The organism is Rossellomorea sp. NPDC077527 (assembly GCF_044542955.1).
Taxonomy (GTDB): Bacteria; Bacillota; Bacilli; order Bacillales; family Bacillaceae_B; genus Rossellomorea; species Rossellomorea aquimaris_E.
In genome coordinates this window covers 61552-81475 of the sequence record NZ_JBITVL010000005.1, presented here as the reverse complement: position 1 = coordinate 81475, position 19924 = coordinate 61552, and the positions used below count along the sequence as shown (strand labels likewise).

14 protein-coding genes are annotated in these 19924 nt (G+C 40.2%); 3 read left to right on the top strand and 11 right to left on the bottom strand.

The window, feature by feature from the left end:
• Positions 1-17: 17 nt before the first annotated feature.
• From ACIGG7_RS17370 to ACIGG7_RS17360, 3 genes are all read right to left on the bottom strand, one after another.
• Complete coding sequence (locus tag ACIGG7_RS17370) at positions 18-929, bottom strand: helix-turn-helix domain-containing protein (RefSeq protein WP_397550426.1); 912 nt, start codon at positions 927-929, stop codon at positions 18-20.
• Between the two features lie 167 nt (positions 930-1096).
• Positions 1097-3196: a GDYXXLXY domain-containing protein gene (locus tag ACIGG7_RS17365; RefSeq protein WP_397550425.1), complete on the bottom strand. Its 2100-nt coding sequence runs from the start codon at positions 3194-3196 to the stop codon at positions 1097-1099.
• A 228-nt stretch (positions 3197-3424) separates the two neighbouring features.
• On the bottom strand, positions 3425-3937 hold the full coding sequence (locus ACIGG7_RS17360; RefSeq protein ID WP_397550424.1) for a DUF4184 family protein: 513 nt from the start codon (positions 3935-3937) through the stop codon (positions 3425-3427).
• A gap of 141 nt (positions 3938-4078) precedes the next feature.
• Here ACIGG7_RS17360 and ACIGG7_RS17355 point away from each other — a divergent pair, with 141 nt between their 5' ends.
• Together ACIGG7_RS17355 and ACIGG7_RS17350 are read left to right on the top strand one after the other, a co-directional pair.
• Positions 4079-4240, top strand: a complete 162-nt coding sequence (locus ACIGG7_RS17355; RefSeq protein ID WP_397550423.1) for a Spo0E family sporulation regulatory protein-aspartic acid phosphatase — start codon at positions 4079-4081, stop codon at positions 4238-4240.
• A gap of 506 nt (positions 4241-4746) precedes the next feature.
• Positions 4747-6732 (top strand): phosphodiester glycosidase family protein, encoded by a 1986-nt coding sequence (locus ACIGG7_RS17350; protein WP_397550422.1) that lies wholly within the window; start codon positions 4747-4749, stop codon positions 6730-6732.
• A 125-nt stretch (positions 6733-6857) separates the two neighbouring features.
• Here ACIGG7_RS17350 and ACIGG7_RS17345 read toward each other — a convergent pair whose 3' ends face one another.
• The 5 genes from ACIGG7_RS17345 to ACIGG7_RS17325 all read right to left on the bottom strand — a co-directional run bounded on the left by ACIGG7_RS17345 (position 6858) and on the right by ACIGG7_RS17325 (position 14131).
• Positions 6858-8747, bottom strand: coding sequence for a copper amine oxidase N-terminal domain-containing protein (locus tag ACIGG7_RS17345; RefSeq protein WP_397550421.1), 1890 nt, complete (start codon positions 8745-8747; stop codon positions 6858-6860).
• Positions 8748-8909: 162 nt separating this feature from the next.
• The gene (locus ACIGG7_RS17340; RefSeq protein ID WP_397550420.1) at positions 8910-10094 is read right to left on the bottom strand and encodes an acyltransferase; all 1185 of its coding nucleotides are present in this window, start codon (positions 10092-10094) and stop codon (positions 8910-8912) included.
• A 152-nt stretch (positions 10095-10246) separates the two neighbouring features.
• Positions 10247-11689: an S-layer homology domain-containing protein gene (locus ACIGG7_RS17335; protein ID WP_397550419.1), complete on the bottom strand. Its 1443-nt coding sequence runs from the start codon at positions 11687-11689 to the stop codon at positions 10247-10249.
• A 156-nt stretch (positions 11690-11845) separates the two neighbouring features.
• On the bottom strand, positions 11846-12934 hold the full coding sequence (locus ACIGG7_RS17330; protein ID WP_397550418.1) for an S-layer homology domain-containing protein: 1089 nt from the start codon (positions 12932-12934) through the stop codon (positions 11846-11848).
• Positions 12935-13096: 162 nt separating this feature from the next.
• Positions 13097-14131 carry a C40 family peptidase gene (locus ACIGG7_RS17325; protein WP_397550417.1) on the bottom strand — a complete coding sequence of 345 codons (1035 nt, stop codon included), beginning with the start codon at positions 14129-14131 and terminating at the stop codon, positions 13097-13099.
• Positions 14132-14399: 268 nt separating this feature from the next.
• Between ACIGG7_RS17325 and ACIGG7_RS17320 the strand changes: the two genes are divergently transcribed.
• Positions 14400-15626, top strand: a complete 1227-nt coding sequence (locus ACIGG7_RS17320; RefSeq protein WP_397550416.1) for an S-layer homology domain-containing protein — start codon at positions 14400-14402, stop codon at positions 15624-15626.
• Between the two features lie 65 nt (positions 15627-15691).
• Here ACIGG7_RS17320 and ACIGG7_RS17315 read toward each other — a convergent pair whose 3' ends face one another.
• From ACIGG7_RS17315 to ACIGG7_RS17305, 3 genes are all read right to left on the bottom strand, one after another.
• The gene (locus ACIGG7_RS17315; RefSeq protein ID WP_397550415.1) at positions 15692-16732 is read right to left on the bottom strand and encodes a glycosyltransferase family 4 protein; all 1041 of its coding nucleotides are present in this window, start codon (positions 16730-16732) and stop codon (positions 15692-15694) included.
• 230 nt (positions 16733-16962) lie between these two features.
• Entirely contained in the window at positions 16963-18036 is a 1074-nt protein-coding gene (gene csaB, locus ACIGG7_RS17310) for a polysaccharide pyruvyl transferase CsaB (RefSeq protein ID WP_397550414.1), read from the bottom strand.
• On the bottom strand, positions 18036-19913 hold the full coding sequence (locus tag ACIGG7_RS17305) for a DUF5693 family protein (RefSeq protein ID WP_397550413.1): 1878 nt from the start codon (positions 19911-19913) through the stop codon (positions 18036-18038). The genes csaB and ACIGG7_RS17305 overlap by 1 nt, the downstream gene beginning before the upstream one ends.
• Positions 19914-19924 lie beyond the last annotated feature (11 nt).

Below are 19924 nucleotides of genomic sequence, written 5' to 3'. Positions count from 1 at the left end.
AGTCTCCAAAACGGAAATTATTTTGATTCGATAGTAACAGGAGTGTCTTCACTCTCTGCCAACTTTGCAAGCTTGTCCTCAAGAAATTTAATATAATCTACCTCATTTCTGAGGGTGAACATATTCAGGGCATGTTGGATATATGGACGTGCTTTGTCATATTCAGCCGTCAATTCATAATTGTAGCCGATTTGATAGTGAAGTTCTCCTAATCCCCATAACAGCTCTTCCTCGAAACACCACTTGATTGCTTTTAGACAATATGACGTCGACTCTTCATACCGTCCCAGGCGTGTCAGTACCCTGGCAAAATTATAAAATAATTTGGTTTTGATTGATTTATCCTGCAGTGGTCCTGTGGTTTTGATGGAGGTTTCGATTTGTGAGTAATACTGAAGTGCTTCATCATACTTATTTAAAGTTAAGTTGATGGCACCTGTGCTTGATAGGATCTGCATTTCCCGTTCTGTCATCGCCTTCTTTCCATGTGCGGTCAAATGATAGGCTTTGTGTAAAAGTGCAAAGGAAGCTTGTGGGTCATGATTCACTTCAAACTCATAAATCCCTTTGTGCCAGTAAAGAAGTTGGAGTTTCTCATTATCTTTATAGAAGAGGGGGTTCTTCTCCTCTGCTTTGATGAGGTCGATCATTTCCTTATACTTTCTGTTGTTTCTTAAATGTCTAAGTTGATTCTCAACTTCTCTAATATAATCCAGTCGAGGAGTGGTCCCAATTTCAAAGAAGTAATTAATATCTACTCCGAGCTTAAGAGAAATTTGATATAAAGTCGTGGCACTGGGATAGATATCCCCCTTCTCAATCCTACTAATAAGAGCCTGGGTACAGATACCATCAGCCAAATCCCCCTGGGTGAGCCCAACAACCTTCCTCATCTCCTTTATCTTTCTCCCTATCACCGAATAATCCACTGCTCCACCTCCTGGAAAAGTCATATTTTACTATTTTACCAGAAAATCGAGCCATGGGGACAGGTCCCTTGGCTCAAGATCTTTCAGATCTGCCAAGGTACCTGTCCCCATGGCATGCTCTCAAACAAAAAAAGCCAAGGGACCTGTCCCCCTGGCTCACTGGCTCACTACTTCAGCGATTCCAAAATCGCATCGCCTTTGTCGCTTACTTTCACGACTGCATATTTTGCTTTTCCTTCGACATCAAGTCCGGTTCCTTCTGGGATGAAGTAGTGTTCGATTCCGTATGTGATTTGATTGGCATTGCCCCATGGCTTCGTCACTTTGCCGTTTAGGAGAACATCTCCTTCTTTGGGATCGTATGGAGTGTTCCATTCCTCCTGATACTTATATATCCCGGCATATTGATGAATCCCTTGAGCATCTTTTCTTAATACGATGGTAATCGGACCATTTTCATCGATGGAGGAGTCTTCAAGTTGAGAAATCGTGTAGTTCAACTCCACATAATCTCCCTGAAGCAGAGATCTTGGATCGACAGGGCGGAGCTCCAGTTTAACCGTCTCCCCATGTTGCAGCAGAGTTTCGTTTGAATAAACCTGGTAACCGATCCATGCTCCTTGAAGGAGGATAATGATCAGGATTCCAACTTTTTTCCCTTTCAGCATGGAGTATGATTCACGGTCAGATTCGGTCTTTTTATCCCAATAGGCTGCGATGAGTAAGAACAGGATCCCCAGCACCAGAAGCAGGAAGGATTTATGAATAAGCTTCCAAGCTAAATCGTAGTAAAGCTCTACAATGAGCATAAACCAGAAGATAAGGGATGAGACCCAATAGAACGCTTGGTCCTGCTTCTTGAAATAGTATACGCAACCGGTTGAAACCAGAAAGAAAAGCGCCGTATAAAGAATGTGGACGGTAAACGACAAGTCTAAGATCGTCATGATAAAAAAGGCAAAGAAACCAATGAGAAACGCTCCGTATTGAAGGGTGTTTCTTTTATAAACCGCTATGAATACCACGAGATTAATAATTGTTAACAGTCCAAGAATGTAAGGAGTATCCGTATTCAGTGTCTGCCACATAAAGATTCCTATATTCAACTGGAAGAGCGAATATAATGCGATTCTTCCAACAACATGTTTTTCAAAAAAGTAAACAAAGGCCAAAACCAAAAACATGACAAAAGAAAAATCATCCACAACACTTGTAATCATCCCGATGATGATGCCCGTCATGATGAGTGAATATCTTACCGGTGATGGCCAGTTGGTCAGTGTACTTGGAACAACCAGCAAAGCCGTCGCAAAGATAAATAAGGTGATCATGGATACACTCATAGTTGTGAGTGAAAACAGACCAAAAACCGCCGCTACAATAAATACGGATGCTATGGTCGTGACGCTTGCAATGAAAATAGTCTTTGACCAATGAAGGGAGGACGAAAACTTCCGCATATAATGGACAAGGAGAACGCTTCCCGCTAATAACAGTATTGCCGCCATTAATAGTCCTACAAAAAATAAGTTACTGAGATGTTTAATCATGAATTCAAACATTTTGAGAATAACAAATCCAGTTCCGGATATTGAAAGTACGACGAAAATGGATGTGTTTCTGTTAAAGAATCGATACACTCCAATGCCTAAAATCACTACATAAAATAGAGAAAAGAATGCAGCATACTCATTGAAAAATGCTGTCACCACAAACAGTATGTTGGCAGAGACCAGGCTTAGATACATTAAAGGTTTTGAAACGACCCATCCTTTCCTAATAACCAGGAATAATAGCGTGTTTAAGATTGCTACTCCAAACGCAACCAATGTATGCGTAAGCGACCAATGTGTAAACGGAGAACCCGGCAATAGATAAAAATAAATGGTCAAATGGATCAATACATGGGTCAAGACATAAAATCCACTGTATCGGGTGTATAAACTGAACAGTAAAGCTGGAATAGACCAAACAAGAAACAATAAATAACTATCCGCATGCGAATTATACAGCTGTCCAAGTAACGCGACAGACAACCCGAAGGCAATGGCTCCGCTCAGCATGAGCCAATTAGAAAGAAAATGCTTCCCCTTTAAAGCTCTATCCACCAGAAAACCAGTTCCGTAGAATAGTAAAATAAGACATGCTCCTAAAGACACCTTCTCCAACCGGGAAAACATCTGCCAGTTAGAAGCAAAAAAATAAAGAACACTTGCCAAAACAAACGTTATTCCAAATAAATACGTCAAAGAAATAAACTTCTTCATAAAAATTCCCCTTTTTTCCTTTTTTCCACCCTTACTTTACTATATGTGGATGATGAAGGAAATAGGATACCAGAGCGTGCCAGGGGGACAGGTCCCTTGGCTCGGTTTTAAAATTCCTTGATTAATGTTGGTGTATGTATGTTTATATAAAAAATCACTAAAAATATATAACCATAAATTGGATTATCTATGAACCCATCAGTCTAATAAATGAGCAGTGAAAATGGTTCATTTCCAGCTACTCATAGGATTGAATTTTAATAGTATAGACACTAATAATAAACTAATCAAAAAAGAATCTATTATTCTTACGACCATAAATCCATAGCTCAGCACTGGAACATAGTCGATTAGATACCATAGGAATACAAACAATAGTGTTGATAGAAATAGAGAAGACCAAAACATGATCTTTTGTCCCGTAAGGACATTAGTGTTTGTTCTTTTCTGTGACAAAGCCCTGAGGAACATATAACCAATGATCGAAAGGATTCCAATGAATGTACTACCATGCTGCAAAACCTTATACAAAGGAATGGCGTATCCAAAGATGTTATAGGTGTTTGCAAATGTTGAAGGGAATTGCATTACCATATAACCATTCGCATGAGTAAAGGAATCCCAAGCAACGTGAGTAAACATACCAAACAAAGAAGAATAAATAAAGACTATCATTTTCAAGGTTTTTCCTGAATTTGATCTAAAAAGCCACGGGGACAGGTCCCTTGGCTCTTTTTTCAAATCATTCGACTAATGTAGCTCTATCTCATCATCAATGATGGCATAGTCCTTTTTTCCAGTTTTCTTAATTGAAAATTCAATTTCACTATTACAATTATAGTAAAAAAATACTAAAATGGATAAAAGAGGTGATTAAACAAAATGAAAATGAACATAGCCTATGTAACAGTAGAAAAATACCGTCAGCGTATGATGAAAACAGTCAATATATACGGTCTTTCATCATCGAAGTCCATTGAGAGTAGCCAGAAATTAGATAAGGTATTAAATCTATTTCATCATAAAAAGTTGGAAAACTATTAAATGCATATGTGTTCCAATCTTTCAAACAGAAGGTTGGTGAAATCCCCTACTTATGAACCATAGTTCTTATTTCTTCCCTCCATATAAAAACACATAAGGTAAACATTACCATTAACGTTACAATATTATTACATATATACTATAATTATATAAAAATGGTAAGGGGGTTTATGGTAATTGACAAGTGAAAGGATCGTTCATTTGTCCTGTTGGTGACTGATCATTCTTTAGTATCGGGAAAAATGGCTTCAAAGTCTATAGTTGTGAAAGACTGGGAGCTTTAATGGACGAAAGTAGGAAACCATAATATTTGGTTTTACTATCTATGGATGCGGCCGTCAGTATGATGATAGGGTTAGGAATTGAAGAATATACGTTTTAGTTTATTTTCTAGATGGATTTATTTCAGCAGAAATGAGTTTTTGAGAATAAAAGAATTGTAGGATCGTATTGCCTCCTCTTAACCCATTACACAAATAATTATAGACATTTATGGGGGAAAGAAAGTGTTACATAAGAAATTAATCAAAGTAGTAGTGACGTTATTAATCATTGGACTAGTACCGGTTACAGCTGTACAAGCTGGTATGAGAGAACAATTCCCTGTTTCACAGGGTGGTGTATACACAGAAATCGGAGATACAGTCAATTCAAAACCTCAAACGATTCGACAGATTGAAGTGAATTTAGGGGATCCGTACACAGAGTTGAACCTTACCTACCCGAATCCGCTGAGTACGTTTGCCTCGACTTCGAGTCAAGCTTTGAAAACAGTCAAAGAAGGCAAAAGGGTCGTGGGTGCTGTTAACGGTTCTTTTTTTGATTATGGTAGTAAAGTTCCGCTGTATTTGATTTCGTACGAGAATGAAATCGTGAATATCGGGCTTTCCACTTTCGGGACGGACCACTATGTCAACAAACCGATTGCGTTCGGTATTGATAAATATGGGAAAGCCCTTATTGACCGATATCAATTACAGTTGAATTTGAAACATGGTCAACAAACTTATGAGGTTGATAATTTAAATAAAATTCGTGAAGCAGACGAGTTGATCATCTATACCCCGGAATATAAAGATGGATATTCAGATACGAATCAATATGGGGTCGAGGTTATCTTATCCAACGCTTCAAAAAATACGAATCTATCATTTGGTGATCATGTAACAGCCACGGTGAGTGGAATCAGGGCTTTTGGAGATACAAAAAAGCCTAAGATCCCAGCGGATGGTCTTGTATTATCCGCACATGGAGACAAGCGCGCCATTTTAGAAAAAATGAAAATCGGTGAAAATGTCGAGCTAAACATTGGAATCGAGAGCAAATGGATGGATTCTCAGTTTATGTTAGCCGGTGGTCCGTATCTAGTGAGCAACGGAACAAATGTAATGGATATGAGTCCTACTAATCCGCGGGCACAAGAAAGGGCTCCGCGTACGGCGATTGCCACTGATAAGACAGGGACGAAAGTCTATATGATCACAGTTGATGGAAGGCAAGCGGGATACAGCAGCGGTATGACATTAAATGAGTTCGCCAACTATCTCGTAAAGATGGGCTTCCATAAAGCGCTTAACCTGGATGGTGGCGGTTCTACTACGATGCTTGCCCGAAAGCCTGGCACAGAATATGCCACTTTGATCAATCGTCCTTCCGATGGATGGGAGCGCGCGGTTTCCACTACACTTCAGGTCATCAGTACAGCTCCTGTGGGAGTACCAGCACACTTCAAGGCAGTACTGTCGAAAACAGATGGTATTAAAGTGGGAACAACGGCAGATATCAAAGTTAGTAATCTAGTCGATCAATATTATAACCCTTTGACGTTCGATCCATCTAAGGTACAAATCACTTCTGATGTAGGAGTGGTGGAAGGTATGACGTTTAAAGCTACCAAATCTGGTAAAGGTACCATTAAAGTGAAATACGGAAATGCCACTCAAGAGATTCCCGTTACAGTCGAAGAAGAAGCTACCCAATTCTCAGATATTCCAAGTGACTATAAATATTTCACTGAAATTAGTTATTTAACTGATCAAGGATTGATAAAAGGATATAATGATGGCACATTCAAGCCGCTTAAGACGTTATCGAGGGCAGAAGCAGCCATCCTATTAATCCGATCCCTGAACGTGAAGGCGGATGTGTCACCTGTCACCTTCGAAGATGTTCCGGAGGATTATAAGTATTATGATGTCATAGCAACCGTTGTGAACGCAGGGTTAATGCAAGGAAAGGGGAATGGCATATTTGATCCCGAAGGTTTATTGACGAGGGAAGAAATGGCCGTCATATTGGATAGAGGATTTAACCTGACAGGCGAAGCGAATATGGCGTTTACAGATGTCACTACAAAAAATTTCGGTTATTTTTCTATTTCTGCATTAGTGGCAAATGATATTACAAATGGGTTCCCTGATAAAACGTATCGTCCTAAGAATTCGTTGACTCGTGAGCAGTTTAGTTTATTCCTATACAGATTAATTAAATAATAATTGTTAAAACCCTGATAAGCTAAAGCATATCAGGGTGTTTTTAATGCGTTCACGAAATGATGCATTTTCCACCACATATATAAAGAGGGACGGACCTTTAGCAAAGGTCCGTCCCTCCCATATTATTCGACCGTATCCACATACAAGGCTACCGGCAATGCAGAGCCTCCCGCATGGATGAGTTCGATTTGGATTTGTTCTTGTCCGCTGCTTATTTCTTTTTCCAGTATCGTTACGGTATCTGTGGCTGGCTGCAGGGTTGGGATCAGATGGACTTTCCCATCGACTTTGACAGCCCCACTGTAGGCACCACCACGTCCGGCAGCACGGATGCGGATTTTCTTCGTTTGCCCGGTTTGATTCATGACAGGCACTTTCACATTATATTTCATACCAAAATGTCCCGGATTCGGTATCCCGTTTGATGCATTATCCAGAGTGGCTTCACTGTTAAGAAGATGGTCTGTCTTCCCGTTTGAAAGGCTGTAGCTTACTTCATCCGAACCGACTGAATAGGCAGGAAGTGTAGCCTCCAGTTCAGAAGAGTTCCATACACCCCTTGGATGCTGGGCGTCAAAATTGACCGGAACGGCATTAGAATGGTTCTGGGTTAAATCATCCGATTCCTGTCCCATCACGGTCCTGATGGTGTAATTTGCATGAGTCTGCGACTTAATAGTAAAGTCTTCGACAAAGCCTAGAATATACCCGTTATCTAATGAGTATTCATCAACGAGAAGTGTTTCTCCAGGTTGTATCGTGACTGATTGATTAAGAGATGGTGATAACTTGTCATTTAACATTGCGTCTGCCATAGGCAATCCAACATCATAATTAATCCATCCGTTATTGCTCTCGCGTGAGTAACCTCTGGCATTTTCCACTGTTAACGGTTGGTCCGTTGAGAGATTTTCAATCGTGATTCCAACCTTGATTGTCCCTCCCATGCCATTGACATTCCATCCGAAAACGCGGTGTTTCTTCGAAGTCATTTGTTCGTTAATTGTATCTTGGGCAAGGGTCGCGCCAGCTGGTGATACAACCGAAGGAGTCAAACGCTCAGGGTTATCACTGACCATGATACGGCGGTCACCGACAAGAGATGCGCTTGGAACAAGCTGAGGTCGTCCCATCAATTCTTCCCTTTTCTCAAGAAACTCACTATTGAAGATATATCGATTTAAGTACACATACAATTCTTGAGTGCTGCGTTTATACTTCAGGTTTCCACCTAAAGAGTTCACAATAAAGTGGACAGGCAGGTACATTTGTCCATTCACTACAAATGGTTTTAAATCAGTAGAGACTTCTTCATTATCAACCAGGATGGTCCCTTCTTCGTCCTTAAAGATAAAGCTGAGACCATCTATTAAAATCTCAAACGTCTCTTTATCTTTCCAAAGGGAATCCGTGTGATCAAGATTCTCTAGAAAATAGTAAGAAGACATATACATTCTACCGTCCTTGATAATAGGAGGTGTATCCATGGTCACTCTTTTATTATTCATATGCAGGGTGAACGTTTCCTGGTTTCCTGTCTCCTGGTGTCCAGTTTCCACAGAAACCTCTTGTTTCTTAGAGTCCCAGCCTACCTTACCATTGAAAGATTCCCCAACAAACCTTAGTGGGACGTATGTATGATAGTCTTTAAGAATGGCAGGGACATCAAGGGAAACCTTGCTTCCATCGATATAAGCATTGTGGTCCCCGATTTTAAGGACGACTTTTTTCCCGTTCTTGATAGAAGTTACTTCTAAGTCTTTCTTATTCCAATAAACATCTGCATTCATGCTTTCAAATAATTCCCTCATGGGAACCAATATGCGACCATCCTGAATATAGATGGATGAGTCGGTTGTAAGCTTTTCTCCATCAATGACTACATTGATGTTGTTTCTCTTATATAGTTTTCCAGATGCGGCAGATGCCCCTTCTGGAATCGATACAGATCCGAGGGCTGATAGTAAGAAAACGATAATGGTTACTGCTAAACTTCTTTTTGCAAACTCCATCAAAAAAACTCCTTGTGTATATTGTGGTTTCAAAATATTTCCTTTGAATTATATCACAATAAAGTTAGTTAAGAACCGTAAATTGGTAATTTAATAGAAAATAATTCATCTTTAGACACAAAAAAGACCCTGGTTGAAAAACCAGGGTAATGAATATCCGTATTAATTAGCTTGTTGTTCTTGATGAACGACTTTCTTAAATCTCTGACGTTCAGGCAGCTTTCCGAAAATGATCCAATAATGTGGAACATACGTAAAGGTGAATCTTACGATGGCCCAGCTGATAAAGGCCATAATGAAAAATGCCGCGATTTGCCATGCAGTATAATATAACGGGCTTCCAGTCGGAAGGTAGGCCCTTAACGCCATGAGAATCATAGGGTGAATCAGGTAGATCCCAAAGGATGTCGCCCCGATTTCCATGAAGAATGTTTTAACGTTGCTAGAAAATCTCTTATTTGCCAGATGAGAAAGATAAAATAGTACCAATCCAGCGAGTAACGCGTGAGTGGCCCACGTAAATTCAGCCAGGTAACGGTTAACAAACTGAGGCAGATGTTCTGCCACTGTCCCATACACGTTGATCCTCACTAAATACATATAACCCGTATAGAGGATAACCAACGCGCCATAGGCAATAAAGATCGGAAGCAGAATTTTGTCCTTATAGGATCTGTTTTTCATATTTGCCCGGATTTCTTCATAATAGATACCCAGGTAGGCACCGACGAAGTAAAAGGACATGTAGGAAAGAGAAATAGATCCCTTTAATGTTATACCGAAATAGTTTTTATTCAAATAAACCCAAACCCATTGAATGAGAAGACCGATCCAAAGAGCATTCCTTCTTAAAAAGGTGAACCGTTTGAACAGAATCAGCAACACCGGGAACAGGATATACAATTGAACACTGATAAACACAAAATATAGATGTGGATGGGCTTTACCCAGTGCCAATAAATAAATGAATTTCGAGAATGCATCCATGAGCGTCGGGTAATCATAATAGATATACCATTTAATGCCGAAGTAAAGAGCTGAAAATAATATATAAGGGATGAGGATGAACTTGATCCTCTTTTGATAAAATTTCTTTATGAGCGTTCCGGTTATTTGTCTCGGATAATAATTGTAAAAGAGAACGAAACTGCTCAGCATGATAAATGTAGGGGTACCTAATTTACCTGCGATGTTCAAAAAATTATAAATCGGAAACAAGCTTGTATCCGGAGGTAAATTTGTGACACCGGATGAAGAAGAGTGTACGATCAATACAGCAATGATGGCAAAAGCCCTTGCTAATTGTATCTCATCCAGACTTCTTCTTTTCGTCAACTGTTTATTCACTTTATCACCAAATTTCTATTTTTTGACCTGCTCATAGTAACATGTATACCTCTTTATGTCATTGGTTAACCATGGAAATTAAGGTGAATAAAGCTTTTGTAAAATAAAGAAGAAGTGACGTGATCAACCATCACTTCTTCTTAAAATGCCCCTTAATTTGTTTTAAATTCGTCACTGATTGAACGGGCAAGGAAAACAGCGAATTGTTCACGTGTCACAGGTTTGAGTGGACCGAATTTAGTTGCTGTCACCCCATCTGAGATACCGTCCGCATATAAGCGGGCAATGGGATCTGAGAACCAGTAACCATCTTTTACATCCGTAAATGGATGAGGGGAAGTGGCTTCAGGAAATGAATAGATATTGTCCAGTACTACGGCCATTTCTCTTCTAGTCAGGGTAGCATCCGGATTGAATTTAGTCGGCGAGACCCCGTTGAACATTCCTTCATCAACGGCAGCTGCTATTGCACTATAGTATTGATAATCGGTCGGAACATCCTCAAATCCAGGGTTTGGCCGGTTTTCCAAAGAAACGTTATTGGCACGTGTCAATAACAGTACAGCCTGCCACCTTGTCAGCTCTTGCTCCAGACCAAAATTCCCTTGCCCAACTCCGTAAAGAATGTCCTTATCAGCAAGAAAGTTAATTTCTTCATATGCGTAGTGATTACGTGGAACATCTTTAAAGGTAGACTCAAGGTAACTGGATGCTACATATCCAACGGTTCCATTCATTGTTTTCACCGGATACCAAACGAAGTGATTCTTTTTCCCAGTGTTTTCTTCATATTCAAAAGGACCTTCCACCATGAGCTTTTCACCTTTGGCCAGTTGACCTAAAGAGGGGCTGTCGGTTGTCGGACGTGTTCTAAGATTGACCTCAGCAGTTGTTGAAAGATACTGATCTTCCTTGAAGTAGTGTTTTGACTTGGTCAATGGTGTATTTACCTGATAGTGCTTTTTCAGAAAGACGATATTTTCCGTACTATCCGGATCATAATCGAAATCATTCACAGAAAAAGGGAGGTCCACTAACTTAAGGAGTGACAGCTCTTCCAATTGCTTGATCACCAATTCCTGATAGGCGGTGTCATTTACTTCGCCAGTCTTTTGGACGAGTGGACTATTCTCAGGTTTGATTCCGTTATAGGCCATGATGGCGAAGTACCAATTCTCCAGCACATCACGTTCGCCATTGTTGATGACAGGCAAATCATTTCGTTCAAACATTTTATCGAGGATTTCAACCCCTGCTTTAATGTTATACGGGATATCTGACTTCAATAGATCTTCATTGTAACCGACTTGATTTGTGATCTGCATGACTCCGATCCCGTTGTCATCCGTTACAATAGGATTTCCTTCTTCATCGAAGTGCTTCCAATTTCCGTTTTCTTTCTCGGCGATGGCTTTGACGATCTCCGGTGGAACGTCGTAAGCGAGTGCCGTTTCAGTAAGCAAACAGTTCATTGTACTGTAATCTGGATTTTCCCCTTTAACGGGTGTGTATTTACATGACTGTTCAATCGTTGTACTTGCCGAAGCGTGGTCATAGTTTGACAGAGTCATAGCCCCAATCAATACACCTGACATAAGTAAACCCTTTCCGATTATCTTCACTAAAGAATCAGCCTTTCCACCTTATAATTTTTACAATAAATTTCCATATTGATCGTACCATATTTATTGGATTCTACCAACCTTTTACATTCATATTTTAGTAGATAAATCCAATTCTCTCAGTCGGATTTAATAAAGTAATGAAGGAATCTGAAAACCGTCCGGGATCTCTTGAAACTCAATATATCCGTTCTTCCTTGCGTAATCTGTCATGACGTCAACGACATCATCATATAAGATATATTCTTCATCACGTTCATAATGAGCGTCGACAACAGACATTAGTGCCTTTTTCAGCTCGTCTTCATTACCGACTAGATCAATGTAATCATAATCTGTTTTCCAATAGTCGATGACTTTCGTAATTATAGCTTCTTTTTCCAATTGACTGTATTGAACCCACTCTTTCCCTTCAAGTTTACTTAAATAGAAGTCGTACTCCAATGAAAGATTTACCCTTTCCATCAACTCTGGCAAATGGTAGACCTTTTTATCCATTATTGAAAAAGTGATTTCCACCGTTTCATTATCGATCCATTTGAATTCTTCTGCTTGGCTATAAAAGGCGCGATTGATCGCTATTTCCTTAGCATTTCTTTCATACATCTCTTTGTTGAATGCTATTTCATAAATCCATCTCGCTGCCTCTTGTCTTTGTGCTGATTCCAAAGGTCTGAAAAATCCCTGGTATCCTTCTGTTAAACCAATATAATGAGCCCATCCAACTTTATGAAAGGCATAATCAGCCATCTCGTTTTCATCCTTAAATTCAGGATATAGGCCTATAAAACGCGAAAAGTCTTCCAATCCAAGTGCACGAATCATCATTACCGTAATATCCTGCCTTTCAATCGGCAGGTCAGCACCGAACTCATCATCGGAAATCCCTTTAATGACACCTTCCTCCATAAGGGCACCGACATAAGGAGAAGCCCAGTCGGGTACATCAGCAAATGCAGATCCTTCTTGTTTGTTTTCCGGCAGTTCCAATGCCAAAGCAAGCATCTTTGCAAATTCCGCCCTTGAAACGGTACCTTTTGGTTTGAATGTGCCGTTTTCATAGCCGTTTATTATCTCAGAATCTACTAACGCCTGAATTTCTTTTTTTGCATAAGAACTTTCAATATCGCTTAAAGAAGCCGCACTTGCTTCAGGTGAGACGAATGAAGAACCTCCCAGGACAAACCCTGCAGTCAGTAATGTAATAACTTTTTTCAAAAAATAACCTCCCTATATTATCCTTATAAAAGTATAAATGTAACATTTTTGCAACGTAAAGTGATTATTGTGAAAAAAAGTAAATAAGGATAAAAGTCCTGTCGTAAATGAGATATAAAAAATCCAGAGCTTCCTTTTACTTCAGCTCTGGAAATCTACAAATCAATAAAATCTCTTAAATCCGTCAAACTTTGAAGCCCAATAAGGGTCACTTAAACTCGTAATGGTTACACCAAAATCACTGGCGTGAATAAATTGGTTGTCTCCCGCATAAATACCGAGATGTGATATCCCTTTTTTATATGTATTTTCGAAAAAGACCAGATCCCCAACTTGAGGGGTATTTACATAGAATGAACGATTGTAATAGCCTTCACTGGAGTAGCGATTGATGGATTTTCCTGATTGGTTGTATACATAATAAATGAATCCACTACAATCGAAGCCATCAATGGTCTTTCCTCCCCATAGGTATGGTGTACCGAGAAGGGATTTAGCGTTATCCATCACACTCGAAGCGATCGCGTTTTCCGTGGGAGGTACTGGCAATGGAGTTGGATTTGAGTGGTTAACCGCTGCTTTAACCTTAAGCTGTTGCCCAACATAGATCTTATCACTCGATAACTCATTCCACTCTTTAAGTTCGTTTACACTTACGTTTAATCGAACACTTATGGCAGACAACGTGTCTCCGGATTTCACCACATATTTATCAGATGGTGTTGATGAAGGGATCGCGGGCTTGGTGGCTTTTGGTACATTCTCAACAGGAGCCTTTGCAGGGCTGCCTAATTTTATGGTTTGTCCTGGATAGATAAGGCCGGAACTGCCTGGATTCCATTCCAATAAATCTTTTAGTTTAATAGAATGCTTTTGGGCAATGCCACTTAACGTATCCCCAGACTTTACTTTATACTCTTTAACTTTAGGTGAAGGAGTGGTTTTTGGAGCTTGCACAGGTGCAGGCGTTTTAGTCTTTGCTGGTGAGGATAGGACTTTTAACGTTTGATTTGGGTAGATGAGGTCTTTTTCTAATCCATTCCACTGTTTCAAATCGGCAATCTGTACATTATACTTTTTTGAAATTGACCATAAAGAATCTCCGGGCCCTACACGATGAGTATCAGCTGAAGCGGCTGTTACAAAGGCAGTAGATAGGAGAGCGGTAGTAGTTGCTGCAAAGATTGTCTTTTTCACAGATTTTCCCCCTTTTTCGTTAAAAAAATTGTATATAAAGGCCAATAAGGTAAAAATATGTAATAATCTCACGTTTACTATACCATAAAATCGATCATTCTCCTCTTCTTTTTTTGAAAACTATGAAAATCTTACCTATTGTAGGTGTTGAGCGGGTAGTATAAGAAGTTGATAGGGAATATAATTTCCTTGAAATGGAAATTTATAAAGTTGGAAACAATGTTAAAATTACTATAAGTTTCAATTATTTTACTGGGAGGTTAGTCGATTGAAAAAATTGTTGAAAGTATTCACGATTTTGTCCGTCCTTATTATCGCAGGCTCCATCCTGCCTGGATACTCTAAGGCGGCAAGTTCTGTTCAAGTATTCAAGGATGTCCCACCTAGTCACTACTATTATGAGGCTATTTATAGCTTATTCGCTAAACAGGCCGTTGACGGGTATTATAATGGTGAGACGTACTTTAAACCGTCAAACACAGTAACACGTGGAGAAGCGGCTAAGATGGTCAGTCACGTAGTTGGTTTAGATTTGTATGATGTCCCAAATTATGAATTTAAAGATTTAGATACGGCTGCCTGGTACTACAATCCAATCGCGGCTATGATAAAAGAGGGGTATTTGGAAGGTTATTCAGATCACACGATTAAGCCGAAAGGAACGCTGACACGGGCAGAGATGGCCAAGATCATAGCACTCAGTTACGGCTATGAACTGACAACGGATCATATCTCACATTTTGAGGATGTGAAACAAGATGCCTGGTATGCACCGTACATAGGAGCACTTGTGGAAAATGGGATTACAGGGGGGACTTCTGATAGCACATTCTCTCCTGGAATAGCAATCAAGAGACAGGAATTAGCTGCCTTCTTGGACAGGGCACACAACAAGATTCCTGTTGAAGAGTATAATGATGGTCAGCTTCAAAATCTTCTCTCTGAAACACAGGTGAAAATTGATGGTGTCATTCAGTACTACAAGAAAATCAAACCTGAGAGACCTGCTTATTCAGTGATTAGAGATGACCTTCTTCAATACGCTATGCCTTCAATAGCAGACAGCAGTTTAAAGAAATATTATGAAAAATCATGTACGAATTGTGACCATATTCTATTTGATATTCCTTTGGCCTTTGATCTGCGTTATCAGGTACTCGAGCATACGGCAGATCAAATCGTAATAGAGACCGTGTCCCCTGACAATGAAATGGAGAACGGTCATATAGCTAAAATTACGCTTGTGAATGACAACGGGAAGTGGAAGATGGAAGAATATCAAACCTGGTCCTTTGAAGAGAGACCGCTGGATATTTCAAAAGAAGTAGCAAAACGATATATTAAGAACCATGTCACTATTTATGATATCGATACGATTGATTTTCAAAGATATGATGAATCAAAAGAAACTTACTATTTTGATGTACACTTGAAAGATGGTTCTACCAAAGAAGCAGAATTTGTACGGACAACAGGATTTTTATACGTTTATTAGCACATAGAGAAACCCCGTAAGCATATATGCTTACGGGGTTTCTCTATGAAAATATCTATCTATTATTATCGTCTTCCACGCACAAAATTCAAAATTGGACGGTAATCCTGACTAACCAGACCAACAATCTCAACGAATACTTCAATCGCGAGGAACATGATCGCTAATACCATCAGTGCTCCCCATAGAGTAGACATAGAGAAGATGAAAGCAGTCAGTCCGAACATAGCAGCGATCGTATAGATGACGATGACCGTCTGTCTGTGTGAGAATCCGATACGTAACAGGCAGTGGTGTAAATGAGATTTATCCGGTGCAGACAAAGGCTGCTTATTATATAGTCTTCTGACGATGGCGAACAGCGTATCTGAAATCGGTACACCCAGAATGATGACTGGGATGATCAGTGATACGACTGTGATGTTCTTGAAACCAAGCAGGGCGACTACTGAAATGATGTATCCCAGGAACAATGCCCCTGTATCCCCCATGAAAATCTTGGCAGGGTGGAAGTTATAAAGCAGGAAGCCTAACGTACTTGCAAGAACGATGGAAGCGAGGGCTGCAACAAACATATCTCCCATGACAATCGCCATTCCGGAAATGGTAATCAGCGCTATGGAAGAAACACCTGCAGCAAGGCCGTCCAGACCGTCTATAAGATTAATAGCATTCGTTACGCCGACAATCCATAGAATCGTAAGGGGGATGCTGAGATACCCGAATTCAAGCAATCCGCCGAATGGAAGGTTGATGAAATCAACAGTTGCTCCTCCCCAAAGTACGACTACCAAAGCAGCGGAGATCTGTCCGAGAAGCTTAGTCTTGGCTGAAAGTTCGTACTTATCATCCAGCGCTCCGGTAATGATGATAATGAATGCACCGACAAGAATAGGGAAGGCGACTGGATTGGTTGGCTGCCAAATAATATAACCGACCAGGAAACTCAAGAATATGGCTAAGCCTCCTAAACGAGGCATGATTTTTTGATGAACTTTACGATAATTGGGTTTATCTGTGGCTCCGATCATGATGGCGAACTTCTTTACAAGCGGAGTCAAAAGAATGGAGCTGATAAAACAGATAAACAAAGTTAAATACAGCATGAAGATCCTCCTTGGGATGTTTTTCCTGTAAAAATAAATAGTTTACGATTATTAGTAACAACAAGATGGATTATATCACAAGGATGTTAAAGATACATAGTAGATTTTGTTCTCAATTGTTTAACAATCTTGCTCTTCTATTGTAATAATTTCTACAAATATTTACAACATAAAACAAAAAAACAAGCTTACTTTCTTAAACATGCGAAAGTAAGCCTGTCTTTCCTCTATTAAGAAAGCCTTCTGATAACCGTTTCGGCTGTATGAACAGCAGCCGTTTGAAGGGGGGAGACCTTCTGTTGTAAATCATGAACTGTACGAGTCTTATCTTCAAGTAACGCATTCACTTTTCGTGTAACATCTTGTGATCCCCAGTTGTCCTCGGTTACATGGCCAGCGACGGGCTGGGAGCATATCCCTGAGAACGCATCAATTTTTGGATCATACGACAGCGCGACAAAGGGAGTATGGCTGATAGCTGAAAAGATAAGGGCATGAAGCCTCATCCCTACGAGAAGTTCTGATTGACCGATGATCGAGATCTTCTCTTGAATCTCAGCATCGTATGGAGCGATCTCACTTTTCTCTTGCATCATTCCGGCGATTTCTTTAGAGGTGTGATCATCATGTTCCCCGTGCATAGGGATGAATACGATGTCATATCCTGAACGGCTCAGATCATCAAGTGCTCCGGCAATCTTCGCTTTGTAATCAACATCTGAAGGCCAATCCCTTACAGAAACGGAAATGAAGGGACGCTCGAAGTTTTGCTTTTGTACCCATGTATTGCTGAATGTATCAGCGGCAAGCCCCATGACCGGATCCGGGACCAGGCTGATTTCATTTTTCACGCCGATTTCTTCCAGAAGATTCCTGGAATCTTCATCCCTGACGGATAAGTAAGTCACTTTATTCATGATGGATTTGGTGATCCATTTGTTGATTGGCTTCGTGATTGGCCCCATGCCTTGTGCATATACGAATACAGGCTTGTTCAACGTCTGGGCAATCTTGATGATACCTGTGTAATAAGGGATTGATTTCATCCCTGTAATGTCCTGAAGCAGGCTGCCTCCACCGCTAATCAGTCCATCAGCTTTTCTCATCAGGGAGAAGATCGCTTTCACATCCCAACGGTTGATGGCTTCGACGGAATAGGTCTTCTCCGTATACTCCGGGTCATTGGATAGCACTGTAATCTCAATGTCCGGCTTATGAGATTTTAATGCCTGGATAATGGAGAATAGAATGGCCTCATCCCCAACATTATGAAAGCCATAATACCCTGATAGTACGACATGCATTATTGAAACCTCCCGTTTACGGCTTTAAGAAAATATTTCTTGGCGATATTGAATAGGTAGATCAGAATATAACCGATGATCAATCCCAGTACAACGCTATAGAATGTTCTAAGGACAGAAATGTAAACAGGGATGTGTAAATGAGTGAACGTATTCATGATCGATAGGAATCCGATCACTCCCGGGATCAACAGGAATTTTGCCCACTCTTGCTTTCGAATCAGTAAGTAGATCGATAAAACGTAGAAAGGGAAACCTATCAGGAATTCTTTTGTACGAGGTCTTGCATATAACAGATCCTCAAGTTTCTGCCTAATCAATAACTCAATGGAAGAAACCGATCCTTGATTACCCGAACGAATGATATAGTACATGATCGTCATGCTGGCAAGAGCTATGACAATGGTGTGCCAGTAAACTACATTTGTTTTAAGAAGGTTCCTGATATTGCCCCAGAACGCATAAACGGTCATATATAGAATAGGCAGGATATAAACCAGTTTAACCCCTTTAAACACTTCAATCTTAGTTAAGAATTCATTTCCGTTCAATAGACCGATCACCAGTATAATACCAATGAAGCTGATTCCAACAGCCTTGGCATATTGAGTGATGATTGATTTCTTTTCTACTAACGTCTTTTCATTTGGAATGGCGGCAAATATCGGTGTGATCACTGCCACTCCCAGTGCGACTGCCTGAAGGATCAGTAATTTTTGTGTAGCTAAATACCCAAGTGTCATCACGCCCATTCCTGCAGTAGCCACTAAAGCCAGCTTATGAGTCAGTAGATGAGATACGGCAATATAGATAAACAGGGTAGCACTGATCAATAGCCCCAACGTCAGCCATAGTGGTACTTGGATGGTCGAAAAAGGTGTGGCGTCCCCTGATTTGAAAAGGGAAGGCATTTCTTTCTCGGTATCCTTTAACAGTCGGACCGTGTAGTCAAGATTCGATTTACTGTCTTCATGAGGAAGGCGAAGGAATAAGGCACGCATATTCCGTTCCTTTACAGCCCGTACAAGTTGATCTACGTTTTCTTCATATGTCTTCGTATTATTGAGGTTTAAGCTGTGAAGCCTGATGATTGAATAATCAGATGAACGGGCTACAGACTGCATTCCCTTTTGATCTGAGAATTCAATTGTATAGAATGAGTAACCTGCAGCTGTCAATTTCTTGGTGTACGTTTTAATCTTCTCAGCGGAATCTTTATCTTTACTATAGCCAATCGTTTCATTCCCGGTAAACAGGATGGCATCAGCACCCTTATCCTTAATCTTCAAAAGGTCTTCCACTAAAGAAGGATTTAGGTCCGGTTCCTGGTTGGCTACCCGTAATACGACGTTAAAACCTGATTTTTTTAGTTTGTCGATTGTATCGAGATTGTACCCTAATGGCAAATCATCGATTTTCTCTGTCCCTTCTATAAAGTAAAGGGTCTGATCATTGATGTTTAATATTTTCGGATCAAAGTGATCTTTAATTAATTGATCATAATACTCCTCATTCGGAGGTGTGAGATAAATTCCTTCTTCTTCAGGGAGAGCTTCGGAAGACCCTAGGAAATAAAGGACATTTTCAATCTTATCTTTATCCATGATGTTTAGAATCTCATTATCTTCTAAGTTGGACAATGTATCGGGCTCAATGCTTACCGCATCCAGACCGCCGTCTTTTAACTCCTTTAAAGCCATATCCGTCGTAATATCCCCGGATAGGTCTTCCCGCTCGAGCTTCGTAATTTCATCATAAGGGATAATGGTCTCGTATTGATTGTTGGAAAGCTCTGTTGTCATCCTTTGAATCAAGCCCCAAGAGGTAGCTGCTATTAATACAAGCAGTACTCCCCATAGCCATTTGTTCCTTGTCATGTATGTGCCAT

Excerpts from the sequence above, each read along its gene's own strand:
- ACIGG7_RS17365 (WP_397550425.1), bottom strand. The coding sequence starts at position 3,196 with ATGAAGAAGTTTATTTCTTTGACGTATTTATTTGGAATAACGTTTGTT.
- csaB (WP_397550414.1), bottom strand. The coding sequence starts at position 18,036 with ATGCATGTCGTACTATCAGGGTATTATGGCTTTCATAATGTTGGGGAT.
- ACIGG7_RS17315 (WP_397550415.1), bottom strand. The coding sequence starts at position 16,732 with ATGCTGTATTTAACTTTGTTTATCTGTTTTATCAGCTCCATTCTTTTG.
- ACIGG7_RS17335 (WP_397550419.1), bottom strand. The coding sequence starts at position 11,689 with ATGTCAGGTGTATTGATTGGGGCTATGACTCTGTCAAACTATGACCAC.
- ACIGG7_RS17345 (WP_397550421.1), bottom strand. The coding sequence starts at position 8,747 with ATGGAGTTTGCAAAAAGAAGTTTAGCAGTAACCATTATCGTTTTCTTA.
- ACIGG7_RS17355 (WP_397550423.1), top strand. The coding sequence starts at position 4,079 with ATGAAAATGAACATAGCCTATGTAACAGTAGAAAAATACCGTCAGCGT.
- ACIGG7_RS17305 (WP_397550413.1), bottom strand. The coding sequence starts at position 19,913 with ATGACAAGGAACAAATGGCTATGGGGAGTACTGCTTGTATTAATAGCA.